This is a genomic window from Brevibacterium gallinarum, assembly GCF_014836885.1.
GTDB classification, from domain to species: domain Bacteria; phylum Actinomycetota; class Actinomycetes; order Actinomycetales; family Brevibacteriaceae; genus Brevibacterium; species Brevibacterium gallinarum.
Map to the genome: position 1 here is coordinate 19,309 of NZ_JACSPY010000010.1, position 17,794 is coordinate 37,102.

At 66.0% G+C, this 17,794-nt stretch carries 15 protein-coding genes; 7 read left to right on the plus strand and 8 right to left on the minus strand.

All coding sequences use genetic code 11. The features are described from left to right. The first annotated feature begins 79 nt into the window (after window positions 1-79). From H9634_RS10470 to H9634_RS10480, 3 genes are read left to right on the plus strand one after another with little or no spacing between them, the layout of a single operon-like run. Window positions 80-1,192 (plus strand): peptidoglycan-binding protein, encoded by a 1,113-nt coding sequence (locus H9634_RS10470; RefSeq protein ID WP_191726605.1) that lies wholly within the window; start codon window positions 80-82, stop codon window positions 1,190-1,192. Next, a complete protein-coding gene (locus H9634_RS10475; RefSeq protein ID WP_225210838.1) occupies window positions 1,179-1,922 on the plus strand; it encodes an ABC transporter ATP-binding protein in 744 nt (247 codons plus the stop codon). Before H9634_RS10470 ends, H9634_RS10475 begins: the two co-directional genes overlap by 14 nt. Next, the gene (locus tag H9634_RS10480; RefSeq protein WP_170274614.1) at window positions 1,906-3,144 is read left to right on the plus strand and encodes an ABC transporter permease; all 1,239 of its coding nucleotides are present in this window, start codon (window positions 1,906-1,908) and stop codon (window positions 3,142-3,144) included. The genes H9634_RS10475 and H9634_RS10480 overlap by 17 nt, the downstream gene beginning before the upstream one ends. A gap of 110 nt (window positions 3,145-3,254) precedes the next feature. Here the strand turns inward: H9634_RS10480 and H9634_RS14540 are convergent, their stop codons facing one another. The 4 genes from H9634_RS14540 to H9634_RS10495 are packed head-to-tail and all read right to left on the minus strand — an operon-like array spanning window position 3,255 to window position 8,585. After that, the gene (locus H9634_RS14540) at window positions 3,255-4,940 is read right to left on the minus strand and encodes an ABC transporter ATP-binding protein (RefSeq protein WP_318245078.1); all 1,686 of its coding nucleotides are present in this window, start codon (window positions 4,938-4,940) and stop codon (window positions 3,255-3,257) included. Further along, a complete protein-coding gene (locus tag H9634_RS14545) occupies window positions 4,937-5,944 on the minus strand; it encodes an ABC transporter permease (protein WP_225210839.1) in 1,008 nt (335 codons plus the stop codon). The genes H9634_RS14540 and H9634_RS14545 overlap by 4 nt, the downstream gene beginning before the upstream one ends. Then, window positions 5,941-7,023 (minus strand): ABC transporter permease, encoded by a 1,083-nt coding sequence (locus H9634_RS10490; protein ID WP_191726606.1) that lies wholly within the window; start codon window positions 7,021-7,023, stop codon window positions 5,941-5,943. Before H9634_RS10490 ends, H9634_RS14545 begins: the two co-directional genes overlap by 4 nt. A 5-nt stretch (window positions 7,024-7,028) precedes the next feature. After that, window positions 7,029-8,585 (minus strand): ABC transporter substrate-binding protein, encoded by a 1,557-nt coding sequence (locus H9634_RS10495; protein ID WP_191726607.1) that lies wholly within the window; start codon window positions 8,583-8,585, stop codon window positions 7,029-7,031. A gap of 356 nt (window positions 8,586-8,941) precedes the next feature. On the opposite strand from H9634_RS10495, the gene H9634_RS10500 reads away from it, so the two are divergent. Beyond that, complete coding sequence (locus tag H9634_RS10500; RefSeq protein ID WP_191726608.1) at window positions 8,942-9,460, plus strand: hypothetical protein; 519 nt, start codon at window positions 8,942-8,944, stop codon at window positions 9,458-9,460. Here H9634_RS10500 and H9634_RS10505 read toward each other — a convergent pair whose 3' ends face one another. The 3 genes from H9634_RS10505 to coaA all read right to left on the minus strand — a co-directional run bounded on the left by H9634_RS10505 (window position 9,461) and on the right by coaA (window position 13,368). Further along, window positions 9,461-10,132, minus strand: a complete 672-nt coding sequence (locus tag H9634_RS10505) for a GNAT family N-acetyltransferase (RefSeq protein ID WP_191726609.1) — start codon at window positions 10,130-10,132, stop codon at window positions 9,461-9,463. 3 nt (window positions 10,133-10,135) lie between these two features. Continuing rightward, complete coding sequence (locus H9634_RS10510; protein WP_191726610.1) at window positions 10,136-12,016, minus strand: ABC transporter ATP-binding protein; 1,881 nt, start codon at window positions 12,014-12,016, stop codon at window positions 10,136-10,138. A 248-nt stretch (window positions 12,017-12,264) separates the two neighbouring features. Beyond that, entirely contained in the window at window positions 12,265-13,368 is a 1,104-nt protein-coding gene (coaA, locus tag H9634_RS10515; protein WP_191726611.1) for a type I pantothenate kinase, read from the minus strand. A 151-nt stretch (window positions 13,369-13,519) separates the two neighbouring features. Between coaA and H9634_RS10520 the strand changes: the two genes are divergently transcribed. Beyond that, window positions 13,520-14,086, plus strand: coding sequence for an HAD family hydrolase (locus tag H9634_RS10520; RefSeq protein WP_191726612.1), 567 nt, complete (start codon window positions 13,520-13,522; stop codon window positions 14,084-14,086). A gap of 97 nt (window positions 14,087-14,183) precedes the next feature. On the opposite strand, the gene H9634_RS10525 is transcribed toward H9634_RS10520, so the two are convergent. Then, entirely contained in the window at window positions 14,184-15,521 is a 1,338-nt protein-coding gene (locus tag H9634_RS10525; protein ID WP_175294040.1) for an APC family permease, read from the minus strand. A 178-nt stretch (window positions 15,522-15,699) separates the two neighbouring features. On the opposite strand from H9634_RS10525, the gene H9634_RS10530 reads away from it, so the two are divergent. Together H9634_RS10530 and H9634_RS10535 are read left to right on the plus strand one after the other, a co-directional pair. Next, a complete protein-coding gene (locus tag H9634_RS10530; RefSeq protein WP_191726613.1) occupies window positions 15,700-16,296 on the plus strand; it encodes a TetR/AcrR family transcriptional regulator in 597 nt (198 codons plus the stop codon). Between the two features lie 67 nt (window positions 16,297-16,363). Next, window positions 16,364-17,731, plus strand: coding sequence for a flavin monoamine oxidase family protein (locus tag H9634_RS10535; RefSeq protein ID WP_318245079.1), 1,368 nt, complete (start codon window positions 16,364-16,366; stop codon window positions 17,729-17,731). Window positions 17,732-17,794 lie beyond the last annotated feature (63 nt).

The following is a 17,794-nucleotide window of genomic DNA, read 5'->3' on the forward strand; positions in this document are numbered from 1 at the left end:
CGGTTCGAATAACGAACCTGGCAGTCGGCATCGTGTGCTGCTGACTGGAAGCGTCATCTTGGTCATCGTAGGTGTGCTCGTGGCCGGCTTCATCCTCCTACGCATGACGCAGTCGCCGGCGCAACGCGTAGCGGACGCTCAACCACCGCCCAAACCTGTTGTCACGGCGGCAGTGGAGCAGCGGAGGCTAGCTGTCGAAGCGACCCTGTCGGGAACCGTAGAAGCGACCGGCGGCACCCAGGTCGCGGTGCCTTCGCTGCCCTCCGACGGCAAGCTGGTCGTCACCGGAACTTCGGTCGCACCCGGAGACACGGTTTCTGCTGGAACGGTCGTGGCGGAGGTCAGCGGCTTCCCCATCGTCACCGTTCCGGGCAAGTTCCCTATGTACCGATCTGTCGGTGAAGGCGACAAAGGTGTTGACGTCGGTCAGTTGCAGTCAGCTCTGAAGCAACTCGGCTTTTCAGTCACCGACTCGGACGGTGTCTTCGGCAGCTCGACGGCGCGTGCAGTTGTGAAGCTCTTCGCGAATCGTCAACTCGACTCGTCCATTCTTTACAGCGATGAAGACTCAGCTAGCGATGCAGACAGCGAAATTGACGACGCGGACGCCGGACAGAAATCAACTGCAACGGCGCCTCAAGGTGACACGAAAACCGTTCGGGTTCCCGAAGGCGTCTTCGCCTTCATCTCGGATCTGCCAGCTACTGTCGGCAGCGTCGATGCCCGAGTTGGGGCAGTTCTCGAAGCTGACGCCACCGTTCTCACGCTGGTGGCTGATGGAGTGCAGATCGCCTCTGAGGTGCCGGAAACAACGGCCTCTGCGATCCGACCCGGTATGGCGTGCACCATCACTGCGTCCTCGCGCGAGGGCACGTCCGCATGCACTGTAGCGAGCATTGACGAATCGAAACAGGAGGGCTCCAAACGCATCATCATCGATCCGGCGGACAGCGATGAGCTGCCGCCAGACACAGCGCTGACCATCGCAGTCGAGATCGAAGCGTCCAGAGGAGATGTACTGGCTGTCCCGGTCACCGCCGTGCGCTCAGACCCTGACGGAAGCTCATACGTGACGGTTCAGACCGAGGACGGGCCGACACGCAAGGACATCGAAGTCGGTCAGACAATTGGCGGGTGGACTGAGATCACCGGCGGTGGCGTGGTCGAAGGAGACACCATTGTCCTTCAATGACATCGTTTTCGGTCGTCTTTCGAGTGACAGCCGCACAGCAGCAGATCAGGCGGCAGCCTTGCTTCGGGCGGAAAGCATCACCTTGACATATGACGGTGTCACACCGGTGCATGCCCTCACCGACATCGATCTCACCGTAGGCTACGGCGAACGGATCGCGCTGATCGGACCCTCGGGCGCAGGAAAATCGAGTCTGCTCAATGTCCTGGGCCTGCTCGAAGTGCCGTCTGCAGGTGAGTACTGGGTTGACGGTCAACCGACCGCATCCGCGTCTGAAAAGACGCGCGCGCAGCTGCGAAGTTCCACGTTCGGGTTCATCTTCCAAGCCTTTCATCTGCTCGATCGGCGCAGCGTGCTGGAAAACGTCAAGCTCGGGCTGTTCTTCACCGAGGTCCCGCAGCGCGAGTGGAACGACCGTGCAGCTCAGGCACTTGAAAGTGTCGGTCTCACACATCGGATGCACACGCCAGCCCGTTTGCTGTCCGGCGGCGAGCGTCAGCGCGCGGCGATTGCCCGAGCGGTTGTGCACTCACCCTCGGTGCTTATGGCGGATGAGCCGACGGGAAACCTGGACTCCCGTAATTCGGCCCGCGTGCTTGAGCTCCTTGCGGCTCTCCACCGGGACGGAGGCGCTCAGGTGATCGTGACACACGACGAGGATGTAGCCGCACAAATGGACAGGGCGATCGTCGTCTTCGATGGGGCCGTGCGCTGTGAACCGGCGCATTGACCGACTCCTGCTGGGCGAGGCATGGAAGACCGTGATGTCGACGCCCGTGCGGTCTCTGCTCGGCAGTGTTGGACTGCTCATCTCAGTCACTGCAGTCATCTCTGTGCTGAGCCTCGTGTCCACAGTGCGCTTTCAAGTTGCAGACGATTTCGATGTGCGCAAAGCGACCGAAGTAATCGCACATGTCAGTCCGGTCGACACTGATGCGCCACAACCGGTGGGCGCCGCTGACGAAGGAATACTGCCAGTGCAGGGAACGACGTTCCCAGCGCAGTCTGCCGAGCGGGTGCGCGCTCTGTCCGGGGTGCGTCATGCGGGCGTGTTCTCTGATAGCTACGGGCAGTCTCTGCTTGTCAGCACGTCGATTCTGCCCGACTCGGCAGCACCCACAGCGCCACCGGTGATGGTGGCAGGCCCGGGCCTGTTCGAAGCGGCTGAGGTGAACGTACATGGGACAGAGTTTCGAACCGAACTCGGATCAGCTGATATCGCCTATCTTGGCGCAAGCGCAGCTCAGACCCTCGGAATCTCAGAAGAGACGCTCAGCAACGAGAGTCGCTACATCTTCGTCAGTGGGAAACCGTTGCTCATCGCCGGGGTCGTCCACGGCTCCGGGCGGCTGCCGCAGCTGGGCGGGGCAGTGATCGTACCAGCAGAGACCGCGCTCAAGCACTTCGGGCCACCGCAGGATGGAGCCTCGATGCTGGTGACTGTCGCTCCGGGCGCAGCGGCCAATGTTGCCGAGGCGATGCCCACAGCAGTCTTCCCCACCACACCGGATGCGCTTCGCGTCACCCCTCCGAGTGAGACCGAAGCCAACCGACGCTCGGTGGATTCACTCCTCGTCAATCTGGGCATCGGTGTAGCGGCACTCGCCTCTGTAATCGGTGCAGCATCCATTGCCATCACCGGCACCATCGGAGTTTCAGCGCGGACGGGTGAGCTCGGGCTGCGCCGCGCGATCGGGGGACGGCCGCGCGACCTGCTGAAACAGATTCTCTTCGAGTCTGCGCTCCTCGGGGTAGCCGCGGGGCTCATAGGAACCATCCTGGGCACCGCCATTGTGCTGCTCGTCAGCCTGGTGCAGGGCTGGGTTCCCGTAGTGTCTCCGCTGCACATCATCGTGGTTCCCATGGCCGCGATTGTGGTGTCTGCGCTGGCCGGGTTCATCCCCGCGTGGCGGGCCGGACGCATTCAGCCTGCAGCCGCGCTGCGCAATTGACGATCGCCGGAAGACGGTTGGGAAGACCGTAGCCTGGCGGGCGGGCCGGATCTAGCCAGCTGCATCCGTAAGGCAGTAACACCGGTTCTCTGGGAGAGAGCTCCGTGGGGTCAGGCGCGCGCCGGCTCGGCCGGTGGGACGGCGTCGATGAGCTGACGGGTGTAGTCGGTCTGCGGGTCGCGCAGGATCTGTTCGGCGGTGCCGTATTCGACGACCTCACCGTCCTTCATCACTGCCACCGTGTCGCTGACCTGCTCGACGACAGCCAGGTCGTGGCCGATGAAGATGTAGCCGAAGCCGTGCTCGTCCTGCAGCTCAGCGAGCAGATCGAGGACCTGCGCCTGGATCGAAACATCGAGCGAGGCGGTCGACTCATCGAGGATGAGCAGCTCGGGGTCGACGGCCAGGGCGCGGGCGATGCACACGCGCTGCCGCTGCCCGCCGGAGAGCTCATGCGGATAGCGTTCGATGAACGACGCATCCAGACCGACCTGGTCGAGCAGCTTGGCACAGCGCTGCCGGCGCTGCCGCCGCGGCACGAGATTGTGCGCCATGAGCGGTTCGGCGATCGAACGCTGCACCGTCATCCGCGGGTCGAGCGCGGCGAACGGATCCTGGAAGACCATCGCAATGCGCCGCTGCATCGTCTTGAGATCGGCACCTGTGAGCGCGAGCACCGGGTCGCCGCTCATCCGCGCATCACCGGAGGCCGGTTCGACGACACCGGTGAGCACATTGGCGATCGTCGACTTGCCCGAACCGGATTCGCCGACGATGCCGAGCGTGCGGCCGTGGTAGACGTCGAGGCTGACATCCTTGACGGCGGTGATGGTGCGTTTGCCGGTGGGGGAGGAGACCTCGAAATCCACCGTCAGATCCTCGATCCGCAGCAGCGGCTCACCCGTCTCCTCCCGGTCGGCGTGCGTGTCCGCAGCGCCTGCGTCCTGCTGGGTGCGCAGCAGCGGGCGGGCAGCCAGCAGCGTCTTCGTGTACTCGTGCTGCGGACGTTCGAAGATGTCGGCGACGCTGCCGCGTTCGACGATCTCGCCTGCGCGCATGACGACGATGTCATCGGCGATCTGGCCGATCACCCCGAGGTCGTGGCTGATCCAGATGACGGCCATGTCCCGGGAGCGCTGGAGACCTGCGACGAGGTCGATGATCCCGGCCTGCGTGGTGACATCGAGGGCGGTGGTCGGCTCATCGGCGATGAGCACGTCGGGCTCACACGCGAGAGCCACAGCGATCATGACGCGCTGCTTCTGCCCTCCGGAGAGCTGATGCGGATAGTAGCCCAGTCGCAGCTCGGGATCGGGCAGCCCGAGTTCGGTCAGCAGCGTCAGCGACCGTTCGCGAGCCTCGGCAGCGGAGATGCCGAGGTGCTTCATCGGGCCTTCGGCCAGCTGGGCCTCCAAGGTCATGAGCGGGTTGAGGCTCGTCGACGGATCCTGGAAGACGAACCCGATGCGGCGGCCGTGGATGCTGCGCAGCAGCCCGGCCGGTGCCCCGACGATCTGCTCGCCGTCGAGTGTCGAGGAGCCGTGCACGTAGCCGCCGGGGGCTTCGAACAGACCGGTGGCCGAGAGCACGGACAGTGACTTGCCGGAACCGGATTCGCCGACGATGCCCAGCGTCCGGCCCTTGGCGACGGCGAAGTCGACGCCGTGGACGATGTCGTTGCGGCCCACGCCGACGGTGAGATCCGAGACCTCCAGGACCGGCGCCTCAGGCGCGGGACCACGGCCGGTGCCCGCCGCCTCGGGAGCGGGAGCCTGATCAGCAGGGATGTCGCTCACTTCTTCCTCCGGTTCTGCATGATGGTGCGCTGGCGGGGGTCGAGGACGTCGCGCAGGCCGTCGCCGAGCAGGTTGAAGGCGAGCACGACGACGAAGATCGCCAGGCCGGGGAAGACCGCCATCCACCAGGCGTCGGCCATGAAGCCCTGCGCGTCGAAGAGCATCTTGCCCCACGAGGGCTCCGGCGGTTGGACGCCGAGGCCGAGGAACGACAGGGCGGCTTCGGTCAGGATCGCGAACGCCAGCGACAGCGAGGTCTGCACGATGACGGGCCCGGAGATGTTCGGCAGCACATGGCTGAACACGATCCGGCCGGACGACACACCCATGGTGCGGGCGGCCTGGACGTAGGGCTCCTGGCGGACGGACAGGGTCGAGGCGCGCGCGACGCGGGCGAAGATCGGGATGTAGACGATGCCGATGGCGATCATCGCCGAGCCGATGCCGTGGCCGAGGATCGCGACGATCGCCAGGGCCAGCAGCAGAACGGGGAAGGAGAAGGCGACGTCGACGATGCGCATGAGGATCGAGTCGATGACCCCGCCGAGGTAGCCCGACAGCACACCGACGCCGACGCCGACGACAAGTGCGATGCCGACGGAGATGAGTGCGACCTTGAGCGAGGTGGCTGCGGCGATGACGACGCGGGAGAGGACATCGCGGCCGAGCTCGTCGGTGCCGAACCAGTGGGCGCCACTCGGTGCCTGCAGGGCGCGCGGGACGTCGATGTCGTTGGCACCGTACGGGGCGATCCACTGCCCGAAGAGCGCGAGGACGACGATGACGGCGAGGACGATGAGCCCGAACACGGCTGTCGGGTTCGTCATGAGCAGCGACAGCGTCGAGGCGCGGGTGTTCTTCGTGGCGCTGGTGTCTGTGCTCTTGGCGACGGCGTCCGTGTTGGTGGTGCTGGTGTCGGTGCTGGGGCGGCTGGCGCTGCCGGCGGCGTGGCTGCCCTGGGCGGCGGTGTCTGGGTTCTGCCGGGTCGGCTTTTCTGCACTCATGAGATCCGGATCCTCGGGTCGATGATGGCGTAGAGCACGTCGACGAGCAGGTTGATGGTGAGGAAGATGAACGCGATGAGGAGGATCGCGCCCTGCAGCAGCGGGTAGTCGCGGGCGGCGACGGCGTCGTAGATGAGCCGGCCGAGGCCCGGGTAGGCGAAGACGACCTCGACGACGATGACGCCGCCGAGCAGGGTGGCCAGCTGGATGCCGGAGATCGTCAGCACCGGGATGAGGGCGTTGCGGCCGATGTGCTTGGTCAGCACCGTCCAGTGCTTCAGGCCCTTCGAGGTGGCGGTGCGCACGAAGGTGGCGTGTGAGACGTCGATGACGGCGGTGCGGATGAACCGGGTGAGGATCGCCGCGGAGACGACGCCGGCGGTGATCGCCGGCAGCACCATGTGCGTGGCCCAGCCGATCGGGTCCTCGGTCAGCGGCGTGTACCCGGAGGAGGGCCAGCCGAAGCCGAGGGCGAAGACGCTGATGAGCATCATGCCCATCCAGAAGTCCGGGATGGACACGCCGAACTGGCTGATGACGCGGACGATCGAGTCGATGACGCCGCCTTCGCGCAGCCCGGCGATGGTGCCGAGCGGGATCGCGATGAGCAGCGCGACGAAGATCGCGCACAGGGCCAGGGAGATCGTTGCGGGCAGGCGTTCGAGCAGCAGCATCATGACCGGTTCGCCGTTGCGGAAGCTGACCCCCAGATCGCCGATCAGCGCGCTGCCGATGTAGGAGAAGAACTGGACGATGAGCGGCTTGTCCAGCCCGGAGGCCTGCTGCAGGGCCTGGTAGGCCTCATCGGTGTAGCGGGTGCCCAGGGCGATGCGCACCGGGTCGCCGGGCACGAGCTGGATGAGGAAGAACACGACGACGATGACACCGAGCAGGGTGACGAAGGTCAGCAGGATGCGGCGCAGGATGAACGTCAGCAGCGGATGCCGGGTGAAGAAACCCGCCTGCTGCGTCTGCTCGGCCTGGCTGGACCGGTTGGCATCTGCAGAACGCGAGGTGTCTTCAGACCGGTCCGGCGCCTCGGGAGCGGTGCTGCTGCCGTGGGTGTTCGGATCGCTCATGCCCATCAGTCCTCTGTCAGCTTCGCGTCGCGGAACCGCACGGCCCGATCCGAGCGGATCGTGTAGCCCTCCAGGCGCGAGGTGTGGGCCTGGATGACCGCCGGGTTGTACAGGTACAGGTAGGAGACGTCGTCGACGATGTGCTTGGCGGCCTGCTCGTAGAGTTCGTGCCGCTTGCCCTCGTCCATCTCGACGCGGCCGGCGTCGAGGAGCTTGTCGACTTCGGGGTTCGAGTAGCCCTGCGAGTTCGACGGGCCCTCGGAGTGGTGCTGGGCGTAGTAGTAGTCATCGGGGTCGATGTTGCCCAGCCAGCCGAGCATGAGCGCATCGAAGTCGCCCTGGCCCTGCCGGTCGAGCCAGGAGCCGAAGTCAAGGGTGGTGATCGACACGGAGATGCCGACGTCGGAGAGGTTGTCGGCGATGACCTGGGCGGCGGTGACGGTCTCGGGGTACTCGTTGGTGACCATCAGCTCCATCGACAGGTCGGACACACCGGCCTCGTCGAGCAGCTGCTGGGCCTTGTCGGTGTCGCGTTCGAAGGGCGCGTAGTTATACGCCCATGGGCTCGATCCCGGGATCGCGGTCTGGTTGACCTCCGAGGTGCCGAAGCCGGTGGCCTGGGCGATCGAGTCGCGGTCGACGGCGTAGGCGATGGCCTGGCGGACCTGCGGGTCGTCGAAGGGCTCCTTCGCCTCGTTCATCGCCACGTACCAGTAGTCGTTGGAAATGACCGATTCGATGTGCAGCGACTGGTCCTTGTCCAGCGTGCCGAACTGCTGCGGAGGGATCGAATCGGTCCAGTCGATCTCCCCGGAGCGCAGTGCGGCCACGGCCGTGTTGTGTTCGGTGATGTAGCGGAACTGCACGCCGGCGACCTCGGGTGCCCCGCCCCAATAGTCCTCATTGGCCTTGAGCGTCACGGAGTCGCCGGGCCGGGCGGAGTCGACGGCGAACGGGCCGGTGCCGATCGGCTCGGTGGTGATGTCACCGGATTCGGCGTTGTCCTCCTCGACGATCGCCACGCCCTTGAACCCGCCGAGCGCTGAGAGCAGGGTGGGGCTGGGGGCGTCGACGTCGATCTCGACGGTGTGGTCGTCGACGGCGCGCACGTCCGTGAGCATCGTGAGTTTCCAGGCGTTGGCGAGTTCGCCGTCGATGATCCGCCGGTAGGAGTAGACGACGTCGTCGGCGGTGAAGTCGGAGCCGTCGTGGAAGGTGACGCCCTCGCGCAGGTGGAACGTCCACGTCAGCTCGTCGTCGCTGACCTCCCAGGATTCCGCGAGTGCCGGCTGCATGTTGAACTCCTCATCGGGTTCGACGAGGGTGTCGTAGACGTTCTCGAGGACCTCGAAGGCGAAGTAGGAGGTCGTGGAGTGCGGGTCGAGCTGGTCGGGCTCACCGGAGATCGAGGCGACGATGACGTCGTCGGAGTCGGCGGTGCCGAGGTCGACGCTCTGACGCGAGCAGCCGCTGATGACAGCGAGGATCGCGACCGCCGCCGAGGCGGTCGTCGCCTGGGCCAGGCGGCGCAGGCGTGGTGCACGTGCTGGGGATCTCGTCATAGTCGTCATCTCTTCATCGCCGTCGATGCTGCTGTGCGTGCCTTCCATTATGGGCACAGATGTGATGCATCTGCATGGAAGCTGAGCGAACGGTGGGGGATGAGATGTGATCGTTACAGGTGAGACGGTAGGGCCGGAACGAGGTGTGCAGGTGGGACCAGTTGAAGCAGCTGTAAAATTGTTCTAGCTGCGAAACGTGCTGTGATCCGAGTGTTCTGCCTGGTCAGCGAGCTGCCGCCGGGATCCGGTAGACAAGCACTAAAGTACTCTAACGCTGAGGTGTTATAGCTCGGCCTAGTTCAGCCGCCATGTCGCCCGCGGGTCTTTTGGCTGCTCGCACGTTATACCGTAGAGATATGGCACCCACCCCTCCTGATTCCGGGTCTGCAGACCAGCCCGATCGCAGCTCTCACGCCCGCGTTCCCAGCACCTCCCGCCGTCTGCCCTTCCTCACCGTCGAGAGCCGGCCGGTGCGTGCCGGTGTCGTCGCCGCCGGCTCGACAGCCCTCGTCACGCTGCTGGTCACCGGCGCCTCGGCTGCGGTGCAGGCGAGCCGGCCAGCCGGTGGACTCGCGTGGATCTTCGGTGAGCTGATGAGCTCATTCCTGCTGCTGGGCATGGTTGCGGCGCTGGCGAACTTCGCGATCGGCGCAGTGCGCTGGAAGAAGCCGGCCGGAGGGCTCAAAGGCACCCTCATCACCGCGCTGTTCCTGGCGCTGGCTTTTCCCGTCGTCGTCTACATGGTCAGCGTCGTGTGGATGCCCTCGGCGCTGTACGTGTTCATCTCACTGCTGCTCATCTGCATCCCCGCCGGCATCCTGTTCGCGATCATCGCCCGGCTGCCGCTGGGGCCGCGCCAGCGCGACGTGCGCTGATCAGCTGCGCTCGGCCTGCCATTCGGCGGCGAGGATCGCATACGAGTAGGCATCCACCCAGCCGCGGTCGCGGTGCAGGGACTCCGCGATGTAGGTGCCTTCGCGGCGCAGGCCCAGCCGGTCGAGCAGCCGCCAGGAGGCGGTGTTGCCGGCCATACAGAATGCCTCGATGCGGCGGATGCCGAGGTCGACGATGAGATCGAGGACGGCAGTGACCGCCTCGTAGGCGAACCCGTGCCCGGTGGCATCGGGGTGGAAGGCGTATCCGATCTCGGCCTGGGCTCCGCGGGCCAGGTGTGCGACCTCGGGATGGGACCAGGCGTCCTGCAACTTCACCAGCACCTCACCGAGGACCGGAGCCGAGGTGGGTTCGCTGCCCGCCTCGCCTCGGCGGCGCACAGCGAGCGTGTTGCCGGCAGCCAGCCGCTCGGACATGAGCTCCTTGGCACTGGCCGGTCGTGAGGACGTCCACTCCGATGTCTCCGGCAACTGCCAGTAGGACCACAGACCGTCAGCATCGGACGACGCCAGCAGGCTCAGACTCAGCCGCGGCGTGTGCAGCGGGAAGTCGACGCCCTGCGCCTCGGCCAGCGCCGCTAAGGTCGCCGGAGCTGCTGCGGTATCGAGGCGCGAGTCACTCGAGCTGCTCGTGCTGGCGGTCTCGGCGCTCATGTCTCATTCCTGGTCGGCGAACTGGGTGCGGTACAGCTCAGCGTAGCGGCCGCCGGCGGCCAGCAGCTGGCTGTGCGTGCCGCGTTCGACGATCCGGCCGTCTTCGACGACGAGGATCGCATCGGCTCCGCGCACGGTGGACAGCCGGTGGGCGATGACAAGCGCGGTGCGTCCGCTCATCGCCTCCGACAGCGCGTGCTGCACGTGGGCCTCCGAGGTCGAGTCGAGCGCGGAGGTGGCCTCGTCGAGCAGCACGACCGGCGGGGCGGCCAGCAGCAGGCGGGCGATCGTCAGCCGCTGGCGCTCGCCGCCGGAGAGCCGGTAGCCGCGCTCGCCGATGATCGTATCGAGGCCGTCGGGCAGTTCGGCGAGCACCGCATCGAGCCGGGCCCGGGAGATCGCTGAGCGCAGCTCCTCCTCTGTTGCGTCTGGTTTGACGATGAGGAGGTTGTCGCGGATCGACTCGTGGAACAGGTGCCCGTCCTGGGTGACCATGCCGACAGCGGATTTGAGGTCGTCGAAGCTGAGATCGCGGACGTCGACTCCGCCGATGCGCACGCTGCCGGCGCTGGCGTCGTACAGGCGCGGGACGAGCGAGGCGATCGTCGACTTCCCGGCACCTGAGCTGCCGACCAGGGCGACCGTCTGCCCGGGTGAGATCTCGAAGCTGAGGTCATGCAGCACCTCGTGATCGGTGCGCTCGTCGAGGATCGCGACCTCTTCGAGGCTGGCAAGGGACACCTCGGCGGCGGACGGATACGTGAACGAGACGTTCTCGAACTCCACCTGCAAGGGCCCGGCCGGCAGGGCGCGGGGGTGCGCGGTCTCGGCGATCATCGGCTTGAGGTCGAGGACTTCGAAGACGCGTTCGAAGCTCACGACGGCGCTCATGATGTCCATGCGGGCGTTGGCGAGCATGGTGAGCGGGCCGTAGAGGCGGGTGAGCAGCATCGCCAGGGTCACGACGGCGCCGGCGTTGAGGGTGCCGAGCACGGCCTGGACGCCGCCGAGGCCGTAGACGAGGGCGAGTGCGAGAGCGGAGACGAGGGTGAGGGCGGTGACGAAGCTCGTCTGCAGCATCGCGGTCTTGACGCCGATGTCGCGCACCCGCGCTGCCCGGGCGGCGAACTGCTCGGACTCGCGGGCCGGGCTGCCGAAGAGCTTGACGAGGGTGGCACCGCCGGCGGCGAAGCGCTCGGTCATGCGGGTGGACATCGCGGCGTTGTAGTCGGCGGCCTCGTGCTGGAGGGCGGCGAGCCGGCCGGCGAACATGCGGGCGGGGATGAAGAAGATCGGCAGCAGCAGGATCGAGATGAGGGTGACCTGCCAGGACACCGTCACCATGACCGCGACGGTCAGCAGCACCGAGACGAAGTTCGACACGATGCCCGAGAGGGTGTTGGAGAAGGCGCGCTGGGCGCCGATGACGTCGGTGTTGAGGCGTGAGACGAGCGCGCCGGTGCGGGTGCGGTTGAAGAAGGCGATCGGCATCGTCTGCACGTGGTCGAACACGGCGGTGCGCAGGTCGTAGATGAGCCCTTCGCCGGCACGGGCGGACAGGTAGCGGCTGGCCAGGCCGAGTGCGGCGTCGGCCAGGGCGAGGCCGGCCATGATGAGGGCGATCGTGATGATCGCGGAGATGTCCTGAGTCTCGGTGATGGCGTTGACGACGCGGCCGGCGAGCACCGGGGTGATGACGCCGATGGCGGAGATGACGACGGACAGGACGATGAAGCCGATGAGCAGGTGGCGGTGGCCGGCCGCGAAGCGCCAGATCCGCTTGAGGATGTCGGCGGAGAGCCCGCCAGAGCGTGAGCCCTGGCCGTGCAGGCGCTGCGACGCCATGGTGCGGTGCATGAGCGCCAGGGGCGAGGGTGTCGTCATGGAGTCTCCTCAAGGGTGCGGGCCGGGCAGGGGTGTGCGCTGGTGCCGGCGGGATGCCGGAGCGGCACGCCCAGTGGGTACAACCGCGGGCAGGCGCTCACTTGTTCCCGGCGGGGCTTCTGCTCGCTGCGAACGGGGGTCGGCAGGACCGGTCGGGCCAGCGGGCGGACAGGACCGGCTGGGCCGGCCGGTGCCTCCGAGTGCGCCTGGCGGCGGGGCAGATCAGCTCAGAGCGTGCGCATCTCGGTTCACAGCTTGCGCATCCGGATGCGGCGGATCGAGTGGTCGCGGGCCTTGCGCATGACGAGGTCGGCTCGGCCGCGCGAGGGCAGCACGTTCTCGGCGAGGTTCGGGGCGTTGATCGAATCCCAGATCTCGCCGGCCAGCGAGCGAGCCTCCTCGTCGCCGAGCGTGGAGTAGCGGTGGAAGTAGGAGTCGGGGTCGCGGAAGGCGCCGGCCTTGAGCTTCATGAACCGGTGGATGTACCAGTCGCGCACATCCGCGGTCTTGGCGTCGACGAAGACGGAGAAGTCGAAGTAGTCGCTGACGGACATGCCGACCCGGCCGTCGAAGCGCGGGCGCGGGGGCTGCAGGACGTTGAGCCCCTCGACGATGAGCACGTCGGGGGAGCGGACGGTGACCTGTGCCCCGGGGACGATGTCGTAGGTGTGGTGCGAGTAGATCGGGGCCCGCACCTCGGGAGCGCCTGACTTGACCGCTGAGAGGAACCGCAGCAGGGCGCGCCGGTCGTAGGACTCGGGGAAGCCCTTGCGGCCGGAGAGTCCGCGGCGTTCGAGTTCGGCGTTGGGGAAGAGGAATCCGTCGGTGGTGATGAGTTCGACGCGCGGGGTCGAGGGCCAGCGGGCGAGGAGCTCGCGCAGCACGCGAGCGGTCGTCGACTTGCCGACGGCGACCGAGCCGGCGACGCCGATGACGAACGGGGTGCGCTTGGGTGCGGGATCCTTGCCGGTGTCGCGCAGCGGGGCGAGGAACTCGCGGGTGAGCTGGTGCTTCTGGCCGCGGGCGGCGACATAGAGGTTGAGCAGGCGCGAGAGCGGCAGGTAGATCGTCTCGACCTCGGCCAGGTCGATGGTGTCGCCGAGGCCGCGCAGCCGGTTGACATCGGCGGCAGACAGCGGCAGTTCGGAGTTCTCGGCCAGCAGCGACCAGGAGGCCCGGTCGAATTCCCAGTACGGAGTGGCGACGCTCTCAGCCTCACCGGCGCGCGCCGGTGTCAGGCCGGCGAGTTCGCGTTCGGCGTCGAGGGACGATCCGGCAGGGCTGGCTGCGGTCGAGAAGCTGTCGATCCGGGTGCTGCCATCATCGTCAGGGGCATGGGTGCCTGAGGTCATGCCGACATTGTTGCATGAGCACCGCAGGGGCTGTGGCGCGGTTCCTCGGGTGGACGGGTGGGAGGCTGGCAGATCTGCCGATACCGGCAGGGTGCCCTGTTAAACTGATGTGACGTTCTCCGGCAGGCAGCAGGTGCGCGAAGGGGTGAGGATGATCCGTCTGGCAGTTCTCGGGATGGTCGGCACGAGCACGACTGATCCGGACAGTGCGGAGCCGCCGCGGGCGCACGCCCTGCCTGGTGCTGCTGATGCGATCACGCGGCTGCGTTCGGCCGGGATCGCCGTGGCTCTCATGACCGATCTGCCTGCGGATGTCGCTGAGCCGATGCTCGATTCGCTGCGCTGGAATGTCAGCCCGGAGGGCTTCGTCGACGCGCTCATCACCCCTGAGGTGGCCAGCGCGATAGAAGAGGCGGCCGCCCCAGACGATCCCGTGGCCGCTGCCGCCCCTGAAGTCGCCGCAGCGATGGCCCAGACTCTGGTCGATGACCCGCATGAGGTTCTCGTCGCCGGCGCCACCGTGCCCGAGGTGCGGGCCGGCCAGGCAGCCGGAGCCGGTCTGCTCGCCGGCGTGCTCACCGGTGATGAGACCCAGGACAGTGAAGGCGAAGAGCTGCGGGTGGCACCTGGGGTGCACATCCTCGATTCGATCGCCGAGCTGCCCGACCTCCTCAGCACCGCCCCGGAAATCGCGCCCGGCCACACGCCCGAAGCCTGAGCACAGGCCCCTCCCACCGAATCGGGATAGGCGACCATCGCCTCGGGAACGGTGACCACCGCCTCAGGAACGGGGGTTGTCGGTCTGGCTGAAGCGGTTACTCCCGCAGGTCGAGAGATGGGGGCGGCGTGCGGAAACCGCGGGTGAGGACGGCCAAGTATCCGACGCCAAGTGCGACCCAAAGCAAGCCGAAGAACAGCGTTGAGCCCGAAAGACTCGTCCACAGCCACAATGTCAGGCCGAAACCGATGACCGGCACGAGACCGTAGAGAAGAATCGACGGTGCTCCTCGGTGACGTTTCTGCACAAGGAAGATTGAGATGACGGCCAGGTTGACGACGGTGAAGGCAGTGAGCGCGCCGAAGCTCACGATGGAGGCGACAAAATCGACGCTGGCGAAGACTGCTGAGACTGAAATGACGGCGACGGCGAGAATCGCTCCGACTGGAGTGCGGAACCGCTCGCTCAGGACACCGAAGATGCGACGCGGCAGCACGCCGTCGCGGCCCATGCTGTAAAGGATCCGCGAGACGCTTGCCTGGGAGGCGAGGGCCGAGCCGAGGGCGCCAGTGACATACGCAGCCAGGAAGAGCGCGACGAGCAGGTTGCCGCCGATGTGCATGAGCATGGCCAGGGCTGCGGTATCGGCGCCTTCTCCCGTGATGAAGTCCGGATGGGCCATGTGCGCCAGCCAGGAGATTGCGATGAAGATCCCTCCGCCTGCCAGAGTTGTGAGAATGACGGCAACGGGCACAGTCCGCCGTGGCTCCTTAGCTTCTTCCGACATCGTGGAGACTGCGTCGAACCCGAGGAAGGACAGGCATAGGATCGCCGCGCCCGCCATGATGAGAGATGCGTCGATATCCCCGCCGATGAATGGATCGAGAAGGCTGACGTTCGGGTCGAAGGACCGCACCGCCATGACGGCGAAGATGATGAAGAAGAGCACTTGCAGCGACACGAGCACAACATTGGCGTGCTTGACGGCGTTGATGCCGACGACGTTGAGGATGAGGACGAGCAGGAGAGCTGCCATCGAGAACACCCAGGCGGGGACGGCGGGGAACTGTTCGTGGAGGTAGAGACCGATGAGCAGGTAGTTGAGCATCGGCAGGAGGATGTAGTCGACCATGATGACCCAGCCGGTCATGAAGCCGATATGGCCGCCGAAGCCAGCGCGAGCGTAATCGTAGGCAGCGCCAGCGGCAGGAACTTCACGACTGAGCACGGCATAGCTCACCGCTGTGAAGAACATGGCGCTCAAGGTCACCGCGTACGCCAGTGACAGATGGCCCTCGGTGATCTCGTTGACGATGCCGTACGTGGTGAAGACCGTCATCGGCACCATGTACGAAAGGCCGAACATGACAAGAGTCGGAATGCCAAGCGAGCGGCGCAGTGTAGGACTGTGGATGGTGGTGCTCTCAGGTGTCATGCGGAGGGTTCCTCTCGAGTGCGGTGCTTCGTTGCACCAGCTTCGACGTCGGTGTGAACAGTGGTCGTCGGGTTGACGCGTCAAGCGGGAGCAGTCATATTGGTCAGGTGACCAATATGGCGTGTGTCACAACCTAGGCAACGGATTGGGACGGTGTCAAGAGATGGCAGGGCCACGAGTGCGCAAGACTGCTGAAGAGCGTCGCGCGGAGATGCGCGAGGCAGCTGATGCCATTGCGGTGTCTGACGGTCTTGCTGCGGTCACGGTGCGCTCGCTGGCCCAGCGGATGGGTGTGGTGCCGGGGCTCATCGCCCACTACGTGGATTCGATGGATGTTCTGCGGGCCGAAACCGTCGGTCGCGTGCTGACCGCCGAGCTGGAAGATTTTCGCGAGTTGGTGGAGGCAGAGACGAGCACGCGCAACCGGCTGCGGCTGCTGACCGAGCTGCTCACGAGAGCGGGCCGCGAAGGGGCCTCAGCACTCTGGCTCGACGCGTGGAGTTATGGCCTACGGGTATTGCCCATCGCCGCAGAAGTGCGTGCGCATATGGACGCGTGGCAAGCATTCATCCAACAGCTGATCGAAGCCGCCGTCGATGCCGGTGAAGTTGAATGCAGAGATCCGGACGCCACCGCGTGGCACATCATTGCGGTGGCGGATGGCCTCAACGCGCATGGTCTCGTCCAGTACCGCGACCGCGAGGCTCTGCGACGTCAACTGGCAAAGGCAATTGGAGAGAGCCTGGGTCTCTCTCCCGAAGACCTGTGCAGCTGAGACACCTCCCCAGGACTTTCGCTCAGGGCATATGCAATGGGCATCTCAAAGATCGGAGACAGAGATTATGAAGACGCAGAACGTCGCGCCGGACCACGACGTGGTGGTCGTTGGCGCTGGGCTTTCCGGCCTCACCGCTGCGACACAGCTCGTGGAGGCTGGATATGACGTCATTGTGCTCGAAGCCCGAGACCGGGTCGCCGGCCGAAACGAGAACGGAACATTCTCAGGCGGGCTCTCGATCGAGCTCGGCGGGCAATGGGTCGGGCCGACTCAGGACGCCGTACTGGAGCTGATCGACGACCTCGGTTTGGAGACGTTCACGGTCTACGACGAAGGCAAGACGCTCCTGGCGATCGGAGGACAGATCCACTCCAGCGACGACGACGCGATCGGACTGACCGACGAACTGGCCGCTGAGTTCCAGTCCACCGTGGACATCATTGACCGCACCTGCGCTGGTATCGACATCGAGCGACCATGGCTGTCGAACAGAGCCATGGAGCTGGATCGCATGACAGCACAGCAATGGCTGACGGAGAACGTCCCAACGCCTGAAGTTCGAAACGTGCTCGACGTGCTTCTCGCAACGATCTTCGCAGCCGAATCCGAGGAGTATTCCGCGCTGCACTGTCTCTTCTACCTTGCCGCTGGCGGTGGGCTGCATCGCATGATGGCGACGATCGGGGGGGCGCAGGAGGCGCGAGTGCGCGGCGGCACACACCAGATCTCCGAACGTCTGGCCAGCCGGCTGGGAGGACGTGTCCAGCTCAGCACCGAGGTCACGGGGCTGACGTACGGCGACGAGGCCGTCACTGTCCACACTGCGACAGGTGATGTGCATGCCCGCCGGGCGATCGTCACGCTGCCACCGACGTTGGCGGGACGGTTGCGTTACGACCCGCCGATGCCACCGAACCGGGACGTTCTCACCTCCCAGATGCCGGGAGGGAACGTCATCAAGTTCCAGCTGCGGTATGCCAGCCCATTCTGGCGTGATGCGGGCCTCCGGGGCACAGTGCTCAGCCTCGATCACGACGTAGCGCTCGTCTACGACAACTGCATTCCCGGCGAGGAGTCCGGGATACTCGTGGCCTTCGTCGAAGGCCACCACGCGAAGGCTTTCGCTGGTCTTTCGGAGGACGAGCGCACCGCGCGGGTACTTGAGTGCCTAGCCGACTTCTTCGGTGATGATGCGCGCAAACCGCTCGAAGTGCTGCAGCGTGATTGGAGTGCCGAGCCCTTCACGCGCGGCTGCTATGGGGGCCGGCTCGGAGCGGGACTGTGGACTCACGTCGGTGCCGAGCTGCGTATGCCCGTCGGTCCTGTGCACTGGGCCGGAGCGGAAACCGCAACCGAATGGAACGGCTACATGGACGGGGCAGTCCGCAGCGGCCGGCGGGCAGCCAACGAGGTCAGCGACGCACTCAGCTGAGCGCAATCACCGCCTCGGGAACGGGAGCGACCAGCCGACGCAGAGTCGCAGATGTCACGCGCC

Bases quoted from the DNA above. Each gene is read 5' to 3' on its own strand.
- H9634_RS14545 (WP_225210839.1), bottom strand. From the start codon at position 5,944: ATGAGTGCAGAAAAGCCGACCCGGCAGAACCCAGACACCGCCGCCCAG.
- H9634_RS10490 (WP_191726606.1), bottom strand. From the start codon at position 7,023: ATGAGCGATCCGAACACCCACGGCAGCAGCACCGCTCCCGAGGCGCCG.
- H9634_RS10495 (WP_191726607.1), bottom strand. From the start codon at position 8,585: ATGACGAGATCCCCAGCACGTGCACCACGCCTGCGCCGCCTGGCCCAG.
- H9634_RS10500 (WP_191726608.1), top strand. From the start codon at position 8,942: ATGGCACCCACCCCTCCTGATTCCGGGTCTGCAGACCAGCCCGATCGC.
- H9634_RS10505 (WP_191726609.1), bottom strand. From the start codon at position 10,132: ATGAGCGCCGAGACCGCCAGCACGAGCAGCTCGAGTGACTCGCGCCTC.
- H9634_RS10510 (WP_191726610.1), bottom strand. From the start codon at position 12,016: ATGACGACACCCTCGCCCCTGGCGCTCATGCACCGCACCATGGCGTCG.
- coaA (WP_191726611.1), bottom strand. From the start codon at position 13,368: ATGACCTCAGGCACCCATGCCCCTGACGATGATGGCAGCACCCGGATC.
- H9634_RS10520 (WP_191726612.1), top strand. From the start codon at position 13,520: ATGATCCGTCTGGCAGTTCTCGGGATGGTCGGCACGAGCACGACTGAT.
- H9634_RS10525 (WP_175294040.1), bottom strand. From the start codon at position 15,521: ATGACACCTGAGAGCACCACCATCCACAGTCCTACACTGCGCCGCTCG.
- H9634_RS10535 (WP_318245079.1), top strand. From the start codon at position 16,364: ATGAAGACGCAGAACGTCGCGCCGGACCACGACGTGGTGGTCGTTGGC.